Here is a 16,653-nt window from a genome sequence, read left to right as displayed (position 1 = left end):
CAGTGTACGTGTTCATTTCCAAATTGAGTTCAACCTGCTGTCGCCAGGCCAAGGAGCCACTATGATCAACTTCAACGTTCCCCCATACGTTGGAACCGAGCTCGAGTACGTTCGCGAGGCGGCCGAGGTCAACCACAAGATCTGCGGCGACGGCCCCTTCTCCCGCAAGTGCCACGCCTGGATGGAGGACCGCTTCAACGCGGAGAAGGTCATGCTCACCACGAGCGGCACCTCGGCGCTCGAGATGGCGGCGGTCCTTTGCGACCTCAATCCCGGCGACGAGGTCATCCTGCCCAGCTTCACCTTCTCCTCCACGGCGACCGCGTTCCAGGCCGTGGGTGCAAGCCTGGTGTTCGTGGACATTGACCCCGCAACCATGAACATCGACCCTGCCTGCATCGAGGCGGCCATCACGGACCGAACCAGGGTCATCGTTGCCGTGCACTATGCGGGTGTCTCCTGCGACATGGACCGGATCGTCTCCATTGCCCACCACCATGGCCTTCTGGTGGTGGAGGACGCCGCCCAGGGCGTGATGAGCACCTATCACGACCGCTACCTTGGGACCATCGGCACGTTTGGCTGCTACTCGTTCCACGAGACCAAGAACTACTCCATGGGCGAGGGCGGCGCCATCGTCATCAACGACCCTGAGTACATTGAGCGGGCCGAGATCATCCGCGAGAAGGGGACCAACCGCCAACGCTTCTTCCGCGGCCAGGTGGACAAGTACACCTGGGTGGACCGTGGTAGCTCGTATCTGCAGAGCGACCTCAATGCCGCATACCTGTGGGGAGAGCTCCAGGCTGCAGATCAGATCAACGACGACCGCCTGGCGAGCTGGGAGGCCTACCGTCAGGGGCTGGAGCCGCTGGAGGAGGCCGGACTCGTCTCGCTTCCCGTCATTCCCCACGGCTGCAGACACAACGCGCACATGTTCTACCTCAAGTGCGCCAACCTAGACGAGCGCACCAGGCTCATCCAGTTCCTGAAGGAGCGCGAGATACAAGCAACCTTCCACTACGTTCCCCTTCACAGCTCCCCCGCCGGGAAGAGGTTTGGCAGGTTCAACGGAGAGGACCGCTACACCACGAGCGAGAGCGACCGTCTGGTGCGCCTTCCCATGTACTACGGGTTGACCGAAGCCGACCGTAATGCGGTCATCTCTGCGGTGAGGGACTTCTATGGCGAGTAAGACCCTGCTCTGCCTTGGTGGGGCGCAGCACCAGGTGACCGCCATCGAGACGGCCAAGCGGCTTGGCGTCAGGACCGTGCTGTGCGACTACCTGCCCGATAACCCGGGGCAGCACGTTGCAGACCGCTTCTACCTCAAGAGCACGACGGACTTTGACGAGATGCTTCAGGTGGCGCGTGACGAGCGTGTGGACGGGGTCATCTCCTTCGGCTCGGATGCCGCGGCCCCCATAGCGGCCAAGGTGTGCGAGGAGCTGGGGCTTCCCACCAACCCCTATCAGTCGGTCCTCACCCTGAGCGAGAAGTACCTCTTCAGGGACTACCTTCGCGACCATGGATTCAACTGTCCCGCGCACGTCTCGTTTCCCTCGACGGTCACTCCCGCGCAGCTCGTGGACCTTCTGGATGGGGCTGGCGTTCGTGTCCCGCTGCTCCTGAAGCCCACAGACTCCTCCGGATCCAAGGGGGTCACGGTGCTGCGCCAGCTTGGCCACGACCGCCTGGAGGCGGCCCTCGACTACGCGAGGGAGTACTCCAGGAACGGGACGCTCATAGCTGAGGAGTTCATCGAGGCCGAGTATCCCCACGTCATAGGTGGCGACATCTTCGTGGCGAAGGGAGAGGTACGGTTTTGGGGCCTGATGGACTGCCTGCGCGACGAGGCCGCAAACGGCCTGGTGCCGGTGGGAAAGGCCTACCCCTGCGGTCTTGGCGACGAGCGGCGGAGGCGTCTGCAGGACGAGGTCAACCGGCTGGTGCAGAGCCTTGGACTCAGTTTTGGCGAGATGAACCTGGAGGTCATCGTTGCCAGGGGAGGGGTTCCCTACATCGTCGAGCTTGGCGGCAGGGCGGGTGGCAACCTCATCCCTGCGCAGCTCACGCAGGTATCCGGCATCGACCTCGTGGAGGCGTGCGTGCGCTATGCCCTGGGCGACGAGTCCATGGACGTCTCGTTTGACGGGGGTGGGAGGTGCGTCGCCTCGTATGTTCTCCACCCAACCGGGAAGGCGGGTACCTTCCAGGGGGTGAGCATAGACCCCTGCATTCGAGACAACGTCATGCGGGTCCAGTACTACCAGCCCATGGGGACGCCGGTGCAATGGCTCGTCAACAGCGGTCAGACCTTGGGAGTCGTGTTCCTGGAGTTTGGTAGGCCCGAGGTCATGAGGGAGACGATGGCCCGCATAGGCGAGCTCGTTTCTGCCAAGGTCGAGTGAGACGCCCCGCCTGACCTACCATGGATGCGAATCTGCTCACGAGTGATGGTGTGTGACTATGTGGATTGAGTTCTTTGAGGCGGCCGCAGTCGCGACCCTCTTCCTGCTCGTTCCCGGCTACCTGCTCCTGAGGGCGCTGAGGCTCCCAAGGGCATGGTCCGCGTGCCTTGCCCCTGCGGCGTCGTTTGGCGTCATGGCGGTGCTGGGCGTCGTCTACGGCAAGGCACGCATCCCCGCGAACGTCGTAAGCGAGGTCGCGGTGCCGTCCGCCCTGTTTGTGGCCGCTGCGCTCCTCGCGCGCCATGGTCTGCGCAAGGGCGCCCCGGACAGGGACCTGCCACGCCTGAGCTGGGGGTGCGTAGCGCTCTACGTGGTGCTTGGCCTGGTCGTGGCGGCGTTCATGTACCTCAAGCCCCTTCCCGGTCCCAACCAGATCATGGTTGGCAAGGACGTTGCCCACCACCTCAACGGGGTCCTGGCCTTCGCGCAGTCGGGGGACTTCTCTTCCGTGGGGATGAGCCTGTACCAGACCACGGCGGACCTCGCCATCAATCCCATAGGGTCCGGCTTTTATCCCGCCGGCTGGTACATTCCCTGCGCCATGCTCGTGCAGCTTGGTGTATGCGAGACGGCCGTGGCCATGAACGCGGTCAACCTCGTCGTCGTGGCCGTTGTGTGGCCGCTCGGCGTGCTGGCGCTGCTGCGTTGGATCATGCCCTCGTCGCGCCGCATCACCGTCCTGGGTGCGATCGCCTGCACCATGTTCATGCCCTACCCCTGGTACCTCCTTGAGTTTGGCCCCATCTTCCCCACGCTTGCGGGCTTCTCACTCATCCCCTCGTGCGCCGTCGCGTTCATGCTGCTGGTCGAGTCCGACCTCTCGCGCCGTGACCGCGTTCGTACCCTGATTGCGTTCCTCGCCTGCGCGGCGGGGGTCGCCCTCACGCAGACCAGCGCGCTCTTTGTGGACGTGATCATCCTGGTGCCGTACGTGTGCTCGCGCATCCTCACCACCTCCGCCGAGGTCAGGATCCGTCGCCTCAGGATCGGTCCCCATGCCCTCGTGGTCGCGTGGCTCGCGTTCTGCGCGCTCGTGTGGGTTGCGGTCAACCGCTCGTCGATCATGGCGAGCGTGGTGCGGTTCTCCATGTGGAACTATGACAGCTCGCTCTGGCAGAGCATCGTCAACATCTTCTTCCTCGCGTACGAGGGCCGGTTCGTGGGCGATCTCGGCCAGCCCGTCCTCGGCCTGGTCGTGTTCCTGGGCATCGTATGGACCCTGCGCAATCGCAGGCTGCTCTGGGTGAGCGCCTCGTACGCGCTCGCATGCCTCACCATCGTCGGCAACGGTCTGCTCAAGGGGACGGCGCGCGAGATCGTCGCGGGGTTCTGGTACTCTGACCCGCCTCGCCTCGCCGCCCTCGCCGCCATCTGCGCCGTGCCCCTTGCCGCCGTGGGCTTTGCCTGGCTCATGCACGGGCTTGCCCGCGCGTTCAGGGCGGAGGGCCGCTGGGGGAGTAGCGTTCCCACCACGGTCGCCCCCGTGGCGCTCGCCTCCGCGGTGACCATTGCTGTCTTCTTTCCCAGCTTCAACATGCCTACCCCCGATGCCCCCAGTGCGGGTACCGGGAGGGTCGAAACCAAGGTGGAGTCGACGCGCAGCGCCCTCAGAGCCGTCTACAGCGACTACGAGACCATCAACACCCGCAAACGAGCCTTTTTGCGGACGAGTCAGAGCCGCATCGAACACGAGGAAGGCCAGGACGCCCTCGTGATGAACAACCCCTTCGATGGGAGCTTCATAGCATATGGCGACGCGGGCATGCGTGTGCTGTTCCGTGACCTCGCCACGGGGGAGGGCTCGCAGGCGGCCGATGCGGCGATACTCCGCGAGCGGCTCGACCAGGTGGCGACCGACCACGAGGTGCAGGACGCGGTCCGACGGCTCGGCGTCCGCTACGTCATCAAGCTCGAGGACTGCAAGGAGAACCCGCTCAACTCCTTCAAGTGGAGCTACAAGGAGGACCAGTGGGCCGGCATCAACGGGATCACGGACGACACGCCCGGGTTCGAGGTCGTGCAGCGCCAGGGCGACATGGTGCTCTATAGGATCACAGCCGCCTAGTGGCTGTCTGCCTGAGGGCTCCCAAATGGGGTATGGCATTCCTTGGTAGTGTCGAAACAACCGTCTGATATAGTGGTCAGAACGCTTTCTACGAGGAGGTTGCGCCCAAGCGCATGGACATAGCCCTATCGATTCTCGTCACCCTGCTTCTGACCGTCGCAAACGGATACTTCTCCATGGCAGAGATGGCCATCTCTACCGCAAAGAAGGTCGTCCTCGACCATGATGCCGAGGAAGGTGACAGAAAGGCTGCCTCCGCTGCGAGCCTGGTGGACGACCCCAGCGATTCTCTTGCAACGATCCAGGTTGCCATCACGTTGCTCGGGTTCTTCTCGTCCGCATTTGCGGCGACCAGCCTCTCCACGCCGTTCGGGCGCTGGCTCCAGGGGTTTGGCCTGGGCGAGAGCTTCGCGCATGGCCTGGCGACCGTCCTCATCACCCTCATCGTCTCGTACGTCTCCATCGTGGTGGGTGAGCTCGTGCCCAAGCGCATGGCCATGGCGGACGCCGAGGGCACCGCCAAGCGCGTCGCCGGCCCGCTCCACGCGTTCGCGACCATCACCAAGCCCTTGGTGCGACTCACAGCGGCAAGCGCCACGGGCCTCTCCCGTCTCTTGGGCGTCAAGGGCATAGAGGATCGCCAGAACGTGAGCGAGGACGAGATAAAGTACATGGTCACCGACACCAAGGAGCTCAGCGACCAGGAGAAGTCGATGATCCACGACGTCATCGACCTGGGTGATGCCATCGCCCGAGAAGTCATGGTCCCGCGCGTGGACATGACCGCCGTGGAGGACACCACCAGGCTGGGGGAGGTGCTGTCGCTCATGCGGCGCACGGGCTACTCCCGCATCCCCGTGTACCACGAGGACGTGGACAGGATCGTGGGCATCGCTCACATCAAGGACCTCATCGGCCCGATGATCGACGAGCGGGCTGCCGAGGAGCCGATTGGCGGCTTCCTGAGGTCCGCCGACTTTGTCCCCGACACCAAGGACATCATCCCGCTGCTCTCCGAGATGCAGAGCAGCCACGACCAGATGGTCATCGTGGTGGACGAGTACGGCGGCACCGCCGGCGTCATCACCATCGAGGACATCGTCGAGGAGGTCGTGGGCGAGATCGAGGACGAGTTTGACCCCGATAACAAGTACCTCACCAAGATGAGCGACCGAGAGTGGCTCGTGGACGGGCGCTTCTCCATCGACGACGCGATAGAGCTGGGCTGGCCCATCGAGGACAGCGACGAGTACGAGACGGTCGCGGGCTTTGTGCTGGAGAAGTTCGACGGCCTGCCCAAGCCAGGCGACGAGGTCGTGGTGGACGGGTACACCTTCCACGTGCAGTCGATGCGCGGCAGGCGCGTGGCGATGCTGCGCGTCACGGCCCCCGAGCCGCAGGAGGCGACGGAGGGGGAGTCCGCCCAGGAGGAGGGGTAGCCTCCCCGCCGGGGGCGGCCCGTCCGTCGCGACCCTATTAACTACAATGGGAGCACGCAACGCCGCTCTGGAAGGTTGGCCCACATGGCAGAGATCATACAGATACAGAGGGTAGAGGTGGGGCTCAAGAACCTCACCGCCCGCGTGCGGGTCTCGAAGGAGGCACCGCTCCTCACCAGTGGCGATCTCCGCGCGACTACGCGCGTCTACAACCTCATGCCCCACATCATCGACCACGTGTGCCTCGGTGACTCCGGCGAGACGTTCAAGGAGGTCATGGGCAACACCGAGCTTGCTCACCTCCTGGAGCACGTGACCGTGGAGCTTCTCTCGCAGTCCAGTGCCTCGGGCGAGATCACAAGTGGAAAGACGACCCCCGTGCCGGGTGAGAACCGCACGTACGACATCCAGCTCTCGTGCCCGGACGACGTCCTGGTGGCGGGAGCCCTTTCCAGTGCCGTGTGGATCATGAACTGGGCGTTCAGCGGCGGCGGCGAGCCAAAGCCAGACATCGAGGCCATCGTGAGTGGCCTGACCAACCTGGTCAGCAGCCTGGGAGACGAGCCCGCCAAGCAGTACGAGGAGCAGGTGGAGCGCCAGATCCAGGACGAGGTGGAGCAGCGGCGCAAGGAGCTCCTCGCCCAGCGCGAGGAGGAGCTGGCCCGCCGTCGCGAGGCAGCCGAGGCCATCGCAGCGAAGAAGGCGGCGGAGGCCAGGGAGCGCCTGCGTGCCGAGAGGGAGGCGCGTGAGGCCCAGGAGCGTGAGAGGCGTCCCTCGTGGGCGGTGGAGGACGACGGCCCTTTAGCGGGGGCGACCGAGGGGGATACCGCTAGCGCATCCTCGGCCGCGCAAATCCAGCGCATGCTCGCAGTCTCTCCCGAGGCCTACCAGTCCTCGCAGGACCTGCTCGCGGAGAGGGTTGCCTGGGAGCCTCCCTCGGAGGAGCTGGTTCCCAGCCAGGAGGACGAGCCCGTCTCGCGCCATGCGTTTGCCGACGAGCCTCCGGAGGAGCCCGTTCTCACCCACGGACATGACGACTACGCCTCGCAGCTCAACACGGCGTTTGCCACGCGCCCGCACATCGATTTGGGCGAGAGGGCCGACGGGGGCGATACCCCTGGTGACGGCGGAGGGGAGGACGCTGCCGGCGGTACGGCTGACGGTGGAGAGGGCAAGGTTCCTCTCCCCTGGGATCCCCCGGAGGGGGAGGGGTAGGCTTGGCCGTGTGCCCGCCGTATCCTCTCCACATGGGTGCGCTTGCTGGTAACTCGCCTCAAACTGGGTAACATGTGGCTAAAGTGGTCTATGGGCGAGGTGCGGCCTCGCTAGGGATGACGATGTCCCCGCGGATGCGGGGTCGGCACAAGGAGGATGCAATGAGCAGTAAGGGGACGCTTGGATTTGTGGCTGGCACGGTCGTGGGCGTGGCTGCGGGCATAGCTGCCGGCATCCTCATGGCGCCGCGCTCCGGTGCCGAGAGCCGTGCCATGGCTGCCGACGCCGTCAACGACGCATGGGACTCTGCGGTTGACTCCTACGAGCGTGGTTCGCGTGTTGTGGGCGAGAAGATCGGCAACGTGCGCCCTGGCGTCGACGCAACGACCGACGAGCTCCGCGCCAAGGTCGACCTTGCCCGCGAGCGCATGGACCAGCTTCGCAGCTCGCTCTCTGATACCGTGACCTCTACCTCCGACCAGGTGCGCGACGTGGTCAACACCGTTGCCGGCCAGGCTGCGGGCGTTGCCGGCGCAGCTGCAGCCGCGGGCGAGAAGGAGGCCGAGGGCGTGCACGTGGAGGTCGTTGGCAGCGAGTCCGAGGAGGGTGCGCCCAGCGCCGAGTAGCGCTTGGCCTCAACGAGAATGCATCGGGAGGGGTGCGGCGCAGGACGTCGCGCCCCTCCGTTTGGATTGGGGGTCCGTCTCGCATGATAAAGGCCAACGATATCGTGGGGAAGAAGGTCTACTACACCAAGGTCGGTCGCAAGGGGGTCGAAAAAGTCAAGAAGCTCGGCAGGGTCCACATGGTCGTCTTCTCCCCCTCGGGTGACGAGCTGGTGGGCTATCTGGTGAAGCGGCCCGACGTGGCGGGCGTGGTCAAGCGCGAGGACGCGTTTCTCGCCCGTGACGCGTTTGTCACGAAGGAGGACGGCCTGCATGTGACCAACCAGGAGGACGGCTTGGACGCTGCCGCCCGCAAGCGCCTGGGGTTTGACTGGGACTCGTGCGTGATGTGGCTGGGGATGGACGTGGTCACCAAGGGCGGCAAGGATCTTGGGTACGTCCGCGACATCGCGATCGACCCCGATGGCTGGCGTGTGCGCGACTTCTACGTGGGACATGGATCCGTTGAGGAGTCCCTGATTGGCTGCGTTGAGGTGTCCGTTGACATGCTCGCGGGACACCACAAGGGCAAGATGGTCGTGGATGACGCCGCTGCGGCGCTCCAGCCCGTGGGTGGTGCTGCGGCACGTGCCGGTGAGGCGACCGCCCGGGCAAAGGTCGAGAGCAAGAAGGCAGTTGCCAAGGCGGACGAGGCCTCGGCAAAGGCCGTCGACAAGGGCTCGCGTGCCCTTGGGAAGGCGCTGGGAGACACCAAGCGCGCCTTTGCGGAGGCCAAGCGGGAGTACCAGGAGGAGACCGGCACCAAGAAGCTGGAGCCCCAGATGGAAGCCAGGGAGGCCGCGGACGTGAGGGTCTCCGCCCCCAAGGTGGCCGGTGAGCTACACCGCTCACAGGAGGAGCGCGGGAAGGCGCCCGTGAAGACCTATGCGCCGGCGAAGAGGTCGTCTGGGCCTGCCGCTAAGGCCGCCGAGAGCAAGCAGAAGCCCCAGACTTCCACAAAGAGACAGCAGCCCACGTCCCAGGACGTTGCCCGGGAGGCCGGAAGGCAGATCGGGAAGATGGGAAAGATGTTCGGGGACTTCGCGGACGAGTTTCGCAAGGCGAGTAAGTAGCCGCCCATCCGGTTGATAGCGGAAGGGGCTCCCATCCCGGCGTGGAGGTCGGGATGGGAGCCCCCTCGGGTCTCTCGCCTGCGGTGGGGCCTAGTACCCCATGGCCTGGAACGCGAACATGATCACCGTGAGGATGATGACCGCAACGATGGTGAACCAAGTGAGGCCATTCCAGGCCTTGCTGTTGGCCCAACGGCCCATGATGTGACGGTCGCTGGCGATGTAGACCATGCACAGCAGCAGGATGGGCAGCAGGACTCCGTTGATGACCTGCGAGGCCATCATGATGCCAAACAGGTCTGCGCCGGGGAGCATGACCAGTCCGGCGCTGAGGACGGTGATGGCGGTGAGGATGCCGTAGTACGTGGGGGCCTCACGCCACGAGCGGTTGGTGCCGCGCTCCCAGCCAAATGCCTCGCACACGGCTCCAGCGGTGACGCCGGGCATGACGCAGGCGGCGAGGAAGGACGCGCCGACCAGGCCGGCGGCAAACAGGGCCGAGGAGTACTGGCCGGCGAGGGGCACCAGCGCCTGTGCCGCATCCGCGGCGTCGTTGACCACGATGTGGGCGGGGTAGAGGACCGTCCCCGTGGTGAGGACGATGAACCACGTGATGACCTCGGCGACGATGGCTCCGCTCACGTTGTCCGCCCGCTGGCCGGGGATGTCGTCCTCGTCCAGGTCCTTCTCGACCACGTTGCTCGCAACCATGAACAGCATGTACGGCGAGATCGTGGTACCCACGTTGGCCACTAGGAGCGAGATGTAGGCGGGGTCGAGCGACATCTGGGGAACCACGGTGTCATGGAGCGCCTTGCCCCAGTCGGGCTGCGCGAGCACGCCCGCCACGATGTATGTGACGAACACGCAGCTGATGGCGAGGAGGATCTTCTCGACCCTACGGTAGCTCCCGCTCATGGTGAGCATCCAAGTTGCCAGTGCCGAGACGGGCACCGAGACGTACACGGGCACGCCAAAGAGCTTGAGTCCAGAGGCGATGCCGGCGAACTCCGAGACGTTGACGGCAAAGTTAGAGACGCACAGGCTGAGCATCGCGACGGCGGAGATGCGGATGCCAAACTTCTCGCGAATGAGGGAGGCAAACCCCTTGCCCGTGGCGCAGCCCATGCGCGCTGCGGTCTCCTGTACCACGATGAGCAGGAGGCACATCAGGGGCACGGTCCACAGCTGGCCAAAGCCATAGGTCGCGCCGGCTGACGAGTAGGTGGCGATGCCGCCCGCGTCGTTGCCGGCAAGCGCGGTGAGCAGGCCAGGGCCCATCACGCTGAGCATCGCGAGGAGCCCCGTCTTCTTTGCCTTGGATTCCGCGATCCGCTTACCCTGTGCCCTCTCCTGCTCCGCGGGTCTGGACTTGGCCCTCTTCTCCCTGGCGGTCATGCTAGATCGCCATCCCATGCGTGGAGAGGAGCACCACAGCCACAAACACCGCGAGTGCCACCAGCATGGAGATGCAGGCTAGCGATGTGCCGGAACTCTCCTTGTTCCTCTCGTCGCGCCTTCGCAATACCCTGAGGTAGATGGGCGTGGTGAGGAACGAGACCAGGATGCTCGCGCTGGCGGCAGTGAAGCCTCTCACCGCGTATGCCCCGCCCGTGGCGTCACGCATGAAGAAGACGGAGTTGATGCCCCAGGCAACGAGCAGGACAATCGTTGAGAAGAGAATGCCCAGGCCAAGGCCCTGGAGGGCAAAGCCCAGCATGCTCGGGGCGTCCTCGTCGTCCTCGTCGTACTCAAGGTAGAAGTTGGTCACGTAGGTCACGGCGTCACCGGCGGACACGATCGCGACCGGCAGCGCGAGTGCAAGCAGCAGCGTATGTTGCAGCGTGTGCTCTCCTGTCGCAATGGAACCCATAATGATGACGCCCAGCATCCAGATGAAGAACCACAGCTCGTTGCGCAGCAGCCACGAGAGCACGTGCGTGTGCTGGCTTCCGTCGGAGTCGCCCGTGGAGGCGCCGGCAATCTGAAGGTCCTCCTCGTGCTCCTCCTCCATGACGTCGAGTGCGTCGTCTACCGTGACGATGCCCAGGAGCTTGCGCTTGTCATCCACGACGGGCATGGCGAGGAGGTTGTACTTGGCAATGTCCTTCGCCACGTCCTCCTGGTCGTCGTCGGGACTTGAGGTCACCAGGTCATCGTACGAGATGTCCGAGAGGTGCGTGTCCGTCTCGCCGTCGATGAGGTCGCGCAGGCTCACGACGCCGGAGAGTCGACCCTCCTCGTCTTTGAGGTAGACGTAGTGCACCGCCTCGAAGTCCTCGTCCAGGCCGCGAATGGCCTTTACGGCGTCGGCGACGGTAGAATCCTCGGACAGCTGGACAAACTCGCTGGTCATGATTCGACCCGCGGTGTCCTCCTTGTAGCCCAGGAGCTGGCGAATTGCCTTCTGCTCCTTCACGCCCATCAGGCGGAGGAGCTTCTCAGCCTTCTCGTAGTCCAGCTCGCTCACGAGCTCGGCGGCATCGTCAGGGTCCATCTCGCTCAGCACTCGCGAGGCGTCGGTCTCCTCCATGCCGCCGACGATCTCGGCCGCCATCGCGTCATCGTCGAACTCGGCCATCGCGTTTGCCGCCTGCTCGTCGTCGAGCTGGGCAAAGACCTGGCCGCGCAGGCGCGGGTCGAGCTTCTCCAGGATGTCCGCGACGTCGGCGGGGTGCAGCTCGTCGAGCGTCTTGTGCGAGACGGAAAGCTTGACGTTGGAGAGGTCTCTCTCCACCAGGTCCATGTAGTTCCAAGCAATGATGCGCTCGGGGATGGTCCTTCCCAGCGACTTGGCGATGCGCATGACGACGCGCTCCAGGCGAGGGGAGAGGGTCCTCAGGATGCCCCTGATGCCCACCTCGGCTCCCAGGAGACGGAGCTGGCTGGAGCTGGTGTCCGAGAGCTTGAGGTCGTTGACGCGCACCACGCGCATCCCACGGGTGTCGACGATCTGCTTGTTGAGGAGGTCGCGGGCAATGAGGACCTCGTCAGGCTGAAGGTACGAGAACCGGATGTCGGTGGCGACGACCTTGAGCTGGACCTGATGCTCGTCGTAGGAGTCCACGTACTTGCGCCAGCTGATCATGAACGGGGTCTTGCCTGGCCCCTCCACGGCAAGCGAGGTTACGCGTGGAAAAACCTCGCCGGTGGCGATGCCGAGGTCGTTGACCTTGCCGATCTTCTCGCCATTGAGGTCGTATACGGGGTTTCCCAGCATCTGGGAGAGGTAAATCATGTGCACTCCTTTGTTGGTCGGGCGCCCGCCGCAGGGCGGTGCGGGCGCGATCATCGGGGGGTTACCCCCCGGCGCAACCAACCGAGGCACACCGAGGGGTCATCGACTGTGAGGTCGAGGTTTCATCAATGACCCTTCTACTTGGTTTGCAGAGATGCTGGACAGGTATGGTGTCCAAGCCACGGGCAATTGTACACGCCATGCATTCGACCCGTGCCTTTGGTTGCAAATGCTTCGCAAAGTCTTGGGAAGACTCCGGTAAGGGCTGCGCAAAGACCTTGGATAGAGAAGGGGCGCACCCCGGTGGGATGCGCCCCAAGCGATTTGCCCTTGTGTCTCCTGCCTAGAACTTGACCTGCGGCGCCTGGCGGACGGAGGCCTCGGTGACCTCGAAGCCCTGGCGGGTCTTGAACTTGCGACCGGCGACGATGTTGCCCGGGAAGGTCTCGATTGCGTTGTTGTACTCCAGCACGCAGTCGTTGAAGCTCTGGCGGGCGTAGCTGATCTTGTTCTCGGTGTCGGAGAGCTCACCCTGAAGCTGCTGGAAGTTGGCGTTGGCCTTGAGGTCGGGGTACGCCTCGGACACCGCGAAGAGCGTCTTGAGGGTGCCAGAGAGGACGTTGGATGCCTCCATCTTGTCCTCGGGGGTCTTGGCGTTTGCGACCGCGGCCCTTGCCTGGGTCACCGCCTCGAGGGTGCCGCTCTCGTGCTTGGCGTAGCCCTTCACGGTCTCGACCAGGTTGGGGATGAGGTCGTTCCTGCGCTGGAGCTGGGCGTCGATGGTCTGCCAGGCGTTGTCGCAACGGTTGTCCTTGGTGACGATGCCGTTGTAGATGGTGACGAACCAGATGCCTATCACGACGACGATTGCCACGATGATGATTGCTGCCATTGGTGCTCCTTTCTCGCCGCGCGAAAGGCCATGCGCGGGGGCGCGGGAAGTTGCGCCGTTCTTGAGGTGGACGTGCGCAAAGGAACTGCCCGAGGCGGAGGGGGAGGGATTCGAACCCTCGGAACGGTGTTACCGCTCGACGGTTTTCAAGACCGCTGCAATCAACCACTCTGCCACCCCTCCAGGGGCAAGCAAGTACATCGTACCCCATAACCTACGTGTTCTGAACCCGCGGTGGGAGGGTACCAAGGCCGAGCTAGGGCAAGCTTGCGGCGGATGATATGCTCGGTTGCGTGTTCGTGGCAGCGGGCTGGCGAGGGGAGGCGGCGTTGTCGCAAGAAGAGGACGAGACATACATGCGCATTGCGCTCGAGGAGGCAGCCTCAGCCGCCTCGGAGGGCGAGGTGCCCATAGGGGCGATTGTCGTTTGCGATGGCAAGATCGTCTCCCGTGCGCACAACCGTCGCGAGACCGATGCTGACCCCTCGGCGCACGCCGAATTTTCTGCCCTGGTCAGCGCGTCGCAGGCGTTGGGCCGCTGGCGTCTTACGGGATGCACCGTGTACGTGACGCTGGAGCCCTGCCTCATGTGCGCCGGCCTGATGGTCAACGCCAGGGTCGACCGCTGCGTGTACGGCGCCCCCGACCCCAAGGGCGGCGCCCTGGGGACGCTCTACGACGTGAGCCACGACCCGCGGCTCAACCACGAGTTTGAGGTGACCCCCGGTGTGCTTGGCGACGAGTGCGCCCGGGCTCTTAGGGACTTCTTTCGCGCCCGCCGCGCGGAGCGGAAGGCGCTGCGCTCTGCGGCAGGGGGGAAGTAGGCGGTTGTCGAAAGGTCGCGATTCGCCCGACCTCCCTCCCACTGCGTATGGGCTGCCAGCTTCCTTGCGCATGGCGTCTCCCGTGTGGCAATACCCGCCACCGTCTCCCGAAAACAGCCGTCCATAGCACGTGAGCTGCTGAAAATGAGCTATTTTTATTGCACAAGGGCATGCGGTTGCGAGGGGGACGTTCCAAGATGGCAGACTGGTTTTCCGGCGAGGACGTGCGCGAGGCCTATCGTCGAATTCGTCCCCACGTGAGAAGGACGCCCCTGGAGGAATCCATCTACCTCAACAGCGAGCATCGCAAGTACTGGTTTAAGCTCGAGAGCCAGCAGCTGGGAAAGAGTTTCAAGATCAGGGGTGCCATCAATTCGATGCTCCAGCTCTCTCCGGACGAGGTCCGGCATGGCGTGGGCACCATCTCGACCGGCAACCACGGTGTGGCGGTGGCGATTGCCGCCCGTGACCTGGGGATCAAGGACTGCGTGGTGGTCGTGCCGCTGGGTACCCCCCGTGCCAAGACGGACAGGATCCGCTTCTACGGGGCGCGTTCGATGATGATGGGCGCCGACTACGACGACGCGGTCGTCCTGGGGCTCAACTACATCGACCGTGCGGAGATGTTCTTTGTGGATCCCTACGACCAGGACCCCAACGTCTACAGCGGCACGGGCACGGTGGCGCTCGAGATCTTGGAGCAGAATCCCCAAATCGACACCATCGTCGTGCCCGTTGGTGGCGGTGGGCTCAGCACGGGAGTGGCGGTCGCGGCAAAGTCCGTGCGCCCCGACGTCCGCGTGGTGGGCGTGCAGACGCAGGCGTGCCCCGCCATGAAGCAGTCGCTCGAGGACGGCGTGTGCTACCACACCTATCCAACGGTGGGCGACACGGTGTGCGAGGCGATCGTGGGCGGCATCGGCGAGATTGCCTACGAGATGTACCCCAAGTACGTGGACGAGACAGTAGTGGTGAGCGAGAGGTCCATTCGCTCGGCGTTCAAGTTCATGATCGAGCAGGAGCAGCTCGCCGTCGAGGCGGGGAGTGCCATGGTGGTCGCCGCAGTGCGCGACTACCCCGACGTCGTGGGAGGAAAGAACGTCGCCCTCGTCATGAGCGGTGGCAACCTTGACGTGGGGATCCTCTCGTCCGTGCTCGCCGAAGACTTCACCGCCTAGGCGCGGTTTGGCTGTAAGGGCATATCCGCCCTGCTCCGTGCCAGTTAGCCTGGAATCGAATCATGGTCGTAGACTCCGACCATGCGTATGACCCTATTTCGCTCGAGCCGAAAATTCACCACCAATACGTCATCATCGAAGATGCGGAATCCAAATTACATACACCCAGATAAAGCGGAGCAATTGCCAGAAGTTTCTGGCTTGGATACATACGACGGGATACGTTGCTAAAACGGCCACCCAAAGAGGAAGGAAACCGCAGATAGGGGCCCTACACCACCTGGAAGATGAAGAAGTCCAGATAGTGGGTTTCGGGGACGCCCCAGAGGATGGGGTGGTCCGGTGCCTGCTGGCGCTCCTCCACCTGCTTGAGCTGAACGTTGGCGGCGTGCGCGGCCTCCGATATCGCGCGCGCGAGGAGGTCCCTGGTCATGAAGTGGCTGCAGCTGCACGTGGCGAGGTAGCCGCCGCGGGGCAGCAGGTGCATTGCCGCCTCGTTGATCTCGCGATAGCCCTTGATGGCGTGCTGCACGGTTCCGCGACTCTTTGTGAAGGCGGGCGGATCCAGCACGATCAGGTCAAAGGGGCCTCCCTCGTCGCGAAGGAGTTGACGGTCGTGTGCGAGCTGGGGGAGATACTCCAGCACGTTTGCGCAGGTAAAGCCCATGTTGGCATCGAGCCTGTTGATTCGGGCGTTCTCGCGCGCAAGGTCGATGGCGGTTTGGCTCACGTCGACGCAGCGAACGAAGCCCGCCCCTCCCGCCGCGGCGTTGAGCCCAAACGGACCCACGTGGCAGAAGCAGTCCAGGACGCGGCGCCCGCCCGCAATCTGGCGCACGGCGCGCCGGTTGTACTTCTGGTCCAGGAAGAACCCGGTCTTCTGGCTGTTCTCGACGTCGAGGTCAAAGGCGATGCCGTTCTCGCGCACCATCACGCGGGCAGACTCCGGCGTGGGGAGCGAGAGGTCCGTGCCAGAGAGGTCGAACCACCCCTTCTGCAGGGGCAGGCCGTCCTTCGCCCGCGCGGGGGAGTCGTTGCGCTCGTACACGCCCCTGATCTCCTGCCCGTCCTCCCTCAGCACGTGCACGAGGAGGGGCAGGAGCGTTCCCTTTAGCCGCTCCATGCCAACCGTCCCCACCTGGGCAACGAGGACGTCCTCGTAGCGGTCGACGATGAGGCCGGGCAGCCCGTCTGCCTCGCTGAACACGACCCGGCAGCAGTTGGTGTCTGGCTCGCACCCGGGCAGCGCCCTGGCGCCCATGGTCACCTTGCGATGCTGCCACGCCCACTGGAGCCTCCTGTGCCAGAAGCCCTCGTCAAAACGGTCGTTGGCGTTTCTGCTCACCAGGCGCACGCGAATCTTCGATGCCATCGAGACGAGCCCTGCGCCCTGCCAAGTGCCGTTCTCCTCGACCAGGTCAACCATGTCGCCGTTAACGCCCTCACGACCGTCGGCGGGGGAGGGGAGAATCGCCTTGACCTCACCCTCAAACACCCAGGGATGGCCCGCCTTGAGGGCGCGAGCCGCCTTCTGAGAGATGACTGCCTGTGGGTACGGCCGGACCTTCTTCATGCGGGAATCTCCCCCTCGCT

General features: G+C 64.4%; 13 protein-coding genes and 1 tRNA gene. 9 read left to right on the top strand and 5 right to left on the bottom strand.

Going from position 1 to position 16,653, the window contains the following annotated elements; all coding sequences use genetic code 11:
- The first annotated feature begins 61 nt into the window (after window positions 1–61).
- The 7 genes from rffA to FYJ68_RS00345 all read left to right on the top strand — a co-directional run bounded on the left by rffA (window position 62) and on the right by FYJ68_RS00345 (window position 8,928).
- Window positions 62–1,195 carry a dTDP-4-amino-4,6-dideoxygalactose transaminase gene (gene rffA, locus FYJ68_RS00375; protein ID WP_154433355.1) on the top strand — a complete coding sequence of 378 codons (1,134 nt, stop codon included), beginning with the start codon at window positions 62–64 and terminating at the stop codon, window positions 1,193–1,195.
- Window positions 1,185–2,411: an ATP-grasp domain-containing protein gene (locus FYJ68_RS00370; RefSeq protein WP_154433354.1), complete on the top strand. Its 1,227-nt coding sequence runs from the start codon at window positions 1,185–1,187 to the stop codon at window positions 2,409–2,411. The genes rffA and FYJ68_RS00370 overlap by 11 nt, the downstream gene beginning before the upstream one ends.
- 58 nt (window positions 2,412–2,469) lie before the next feature.
- Window positions 2,470–4,536 (top strand): DUF6541 family protein, encoded by a 2,067-nt coding sequence (locus tag FYJ68_RS00365; protein ID WP_154433353.1) that lies wholly within the window; start codon window positions 2,470–2,472, stop codon window positions 4,534–4,536.
- Between the two features lie 113 nt (window positions 4,537–4,649).
- Window positions 4,650–5,975: a hemolysin family protein gene (locus FYJ68_RS00360; RefSeq protein ID WP_154433352.1), complete on the top strand. Its 1,326-nt coding sequence runs from the start codon at window positions 4,650–4,652 to the stop codon at window positions 5,973–5,975.
- Between the two features lie 84 nt (window positions 5,976–6,059).
- Entirely contained in the window at window positions 6,060–7,190 is a 1,131-nt protein-coding gene (locus FYJ68_RS00355) for a cyanophycin synthetase family protein (RefSeq protein WP_154433351.1), read from the top strand.
- 161 nt (window positions 7,191–7,351) lie between these two features.
- Window positions 7,352–7,816, top strand: coding sequence for a YtxH domain-containing protein (locus FYJ68_RS00350; RefSeq protein ID WP_154433350.1), 465 nt, complete (start codon window positions 7,352–7,354; stop codon window positions 7,814–7,816).
- Between the two features lie 83 nt (window positions 7,817–7,899).
- Complete coding sequence (locus FYJ68_RS00345) at window positions 7,900–8,928, top strand: PRC-barrel domain-containing protein (RefSeq protein WP_154433349.1); 1,029 nt, start codon at window positions 7,900–7,902, stop codon at window positions 8,926–8,928.
- A gap of 90 nt (window positions 8,929–9,018) precedes the next feature.
- Here the strand turns inward: FYJ68_RS00345 and FYJ68_RS00340 are convergent, their stop codons facing one another.
- The 4 genes from FYJ68_RS00340 to FYJ68_RS00325 all read right to left on the bottom strand — a co-directional run bounded on the left by FYJ68_RS00340 (window position 9,019) and on the right by FYJ68_RS00325 (window position 13,241).
- Window positions 9,019–10,221 carry an Nramp family divalent metal transporter gene (locus tag FYJ68_RS00340; RefSeq protein WP_229771957.1) on the bottom strand — a complete coding sequence of 401 codons (1,203 nt, stop codon included), beginning with the start codon at window positions 10,219–10,221 and terminating at the stop codon, window positions 9,019–9,021.
- Between the two features lie 106 nt (window positions 10,222–10,327).
- Window positions 10,328–12,166 (bottom strand): magnesium transporter, encoded by a 1,839-nt coding sequence (mgtE, locus tag FYJ68_RS00335; protein ID WP_154433347.1) that lies wholly within the window; start codon window positions 12,164–12,166, stop codon window positions 10,328–10,330.
- A gap of 343 nt (window positions 12,167–12,509) precedes the next feature.
- The gene (locus FYJ68_RS00330; RefSeq protein WP_154433346.1) at window positions 12,510–13,058 is read right to left on the bottom strand and encodes a LemA family protein; all 549 of its coding nucleotides are present in this window, start codon (window positions 13,056–13,058) and stop codon (window positions 12,510–12,512) included.
- Window positions 13,059–13,153: 95 nt separating this feature from the next.
- Window positions 13,154–13,241 (bottom strand) — tRNA-Ser (locus tag FYJ68_RS00325).
- A gap of 146 nt (window positions 13,242–13,387) precedes the next feature.
- Between FYJ68_RS00325 and tadA the strand changes: the two genes are divergently transcribed.
- Window positions 13,388–13,882, top strand: coding sequence for a tRNA adenosine(34) deaminase TadA (tadA, locus tag FYJ68_RS00320; RefSeq protein ID WP_407670308.1), 495 nt, complete (start codon window positions 13,388–13,390; stop codon window positions 13,880–13,882).
- Between the two features lie 197 nt (window positions 13,883–14,079).
- Entirely contained in the window at window positions 14,080–15,060 is a 981-nt protein-coding gene (locus FYJ68_RS00315; RefSeq protein WP_154433344.1) for a threonine ammonia-lyase, read from the top strand.
- Between the two features lie 271 nt (window positions 15,061–15,331).
- On the opposite strand, the gene FYJ68_RS00310 is transcribed toward FYJ68_RS00315, so the two are convergent.
- Entirely contained in the window at window positions 15,332–16,633 is a 1,302-nt protein-coding gene (locus tag FYJ68_RS00310; RefSeq protein WP_154433343.1) for a class I SAM-dependent rRNA methyltransferase, read from the bottom strand.
- Window positions 16,634–16,653 lie beyond the last annotated feature (20 nt).

The organism is Olsenella porci (genome assembly GCF_009695875.1).
Taxonomy (GTDB): domain Bacteria; phylum Actinomycetota; class Coriobacteriia; order Coriobacteriales; family Atopobiaceae; genus Olsenella_H; species Olsenella_H porci.
The sequence above is the reverse complement of the archived record's forward strand: the minus strand, read 5'-3'. Positions and strand labels throughout refer to the sequence as shown.

What these genes read in the sequence shown, in the direction of transcription:
- rffA (WP_154433355.1), top strand. Translation starts at nt 62, where the DNA reads ATGATCAACTTCAACGTTCCCCCATACGTTGGAACCGAGCTCGAGTAC.
- FYJ68_RS00370 (WP_154433354.1), top strand. Translation starts at nt 1,185, where the DNA reads ATGGCGAGTAAGACCCTGCTCTGCCTTGGTGGGGCGCAGCACCAGGTG.
- FYJ68_RS00365 (WP_154433353.1), top strand. Translation starts at nt 2,470, where the DNA reads ATGTGGATTGAGTTCTTTGAGGCGGCCGCAGTCGCGACCCTCTTCCTG.
- FYJ68_RS00360 (WP_154433352.1), top strand. Translation starts at nt 4,650, where the DNA reads ATGGACATAGCCCTATCGATTCTCGTCACCCTGCTTCTGACCGTCGCA.
- FYJ68_RS00355 (WP_154433351.1), top strand. Translation starts at nt 6,060, where the DNA reads ATGGCAGAGATCATACAGATACAGAGGGTAGAGGTGGGGCTCAAGAAC.
- FYJ68_RS00350 (WP_154433350.1), top strand. Translation starts at nt 7,352, where the DNA reads ATGAGCAGTAAGGGGACGCTTGGATTTGTGGCTGGCACGGTCGTGGGC.
- FYJ68_RS00345 (WP_154433349.1), top strand. Translation starts at nt 7,900, where the DNA reads ATGATAAAGGCCAACGATATCGTGGGGAAGAAGGTCTACTACACCAAG.
- FYJ68_RS00340 (WP_229771957.1), bottom strand. Translation starts at nt 10,221, where the DNA reads ATGCTCAGCGTGATGGGCCCTGGCCTGCTCACCGCGCTTGCCGGCAAC.
- mgtE (WP_154433347.1), bottom strand. Translation starts at nt 12,166, where the DNA reads ATGATTTACCTCTCCCAGATGCTGGGAAACCCCGTATACGACCTCAAT.
- FYJ68_RS00330 (WP_154433346.1), bottom strand. Translation starts at nt 13,058, where the DNA reads ATGGCAGCAATCATCATCGTGGCAATCGTCGTCGTGATAGGCATCTGG.
- FYJ68_RS00315 (WP_154433344.1), top strand. Translation starts at nt 14,080, where the DNA reads ATGGCAGACTGGTTTTCCGGCGAGGACGTGCGCGAGGCCTATCGTCGA.
- FYJ68_RS00310 (WP_154433343.1), bottom strand. Translation starts at nt 16,633, where the DNA reads ATGAAGAAGGTCCGGCCGTACCCACAGGCAGTCATCTCTCAGAAGGCG.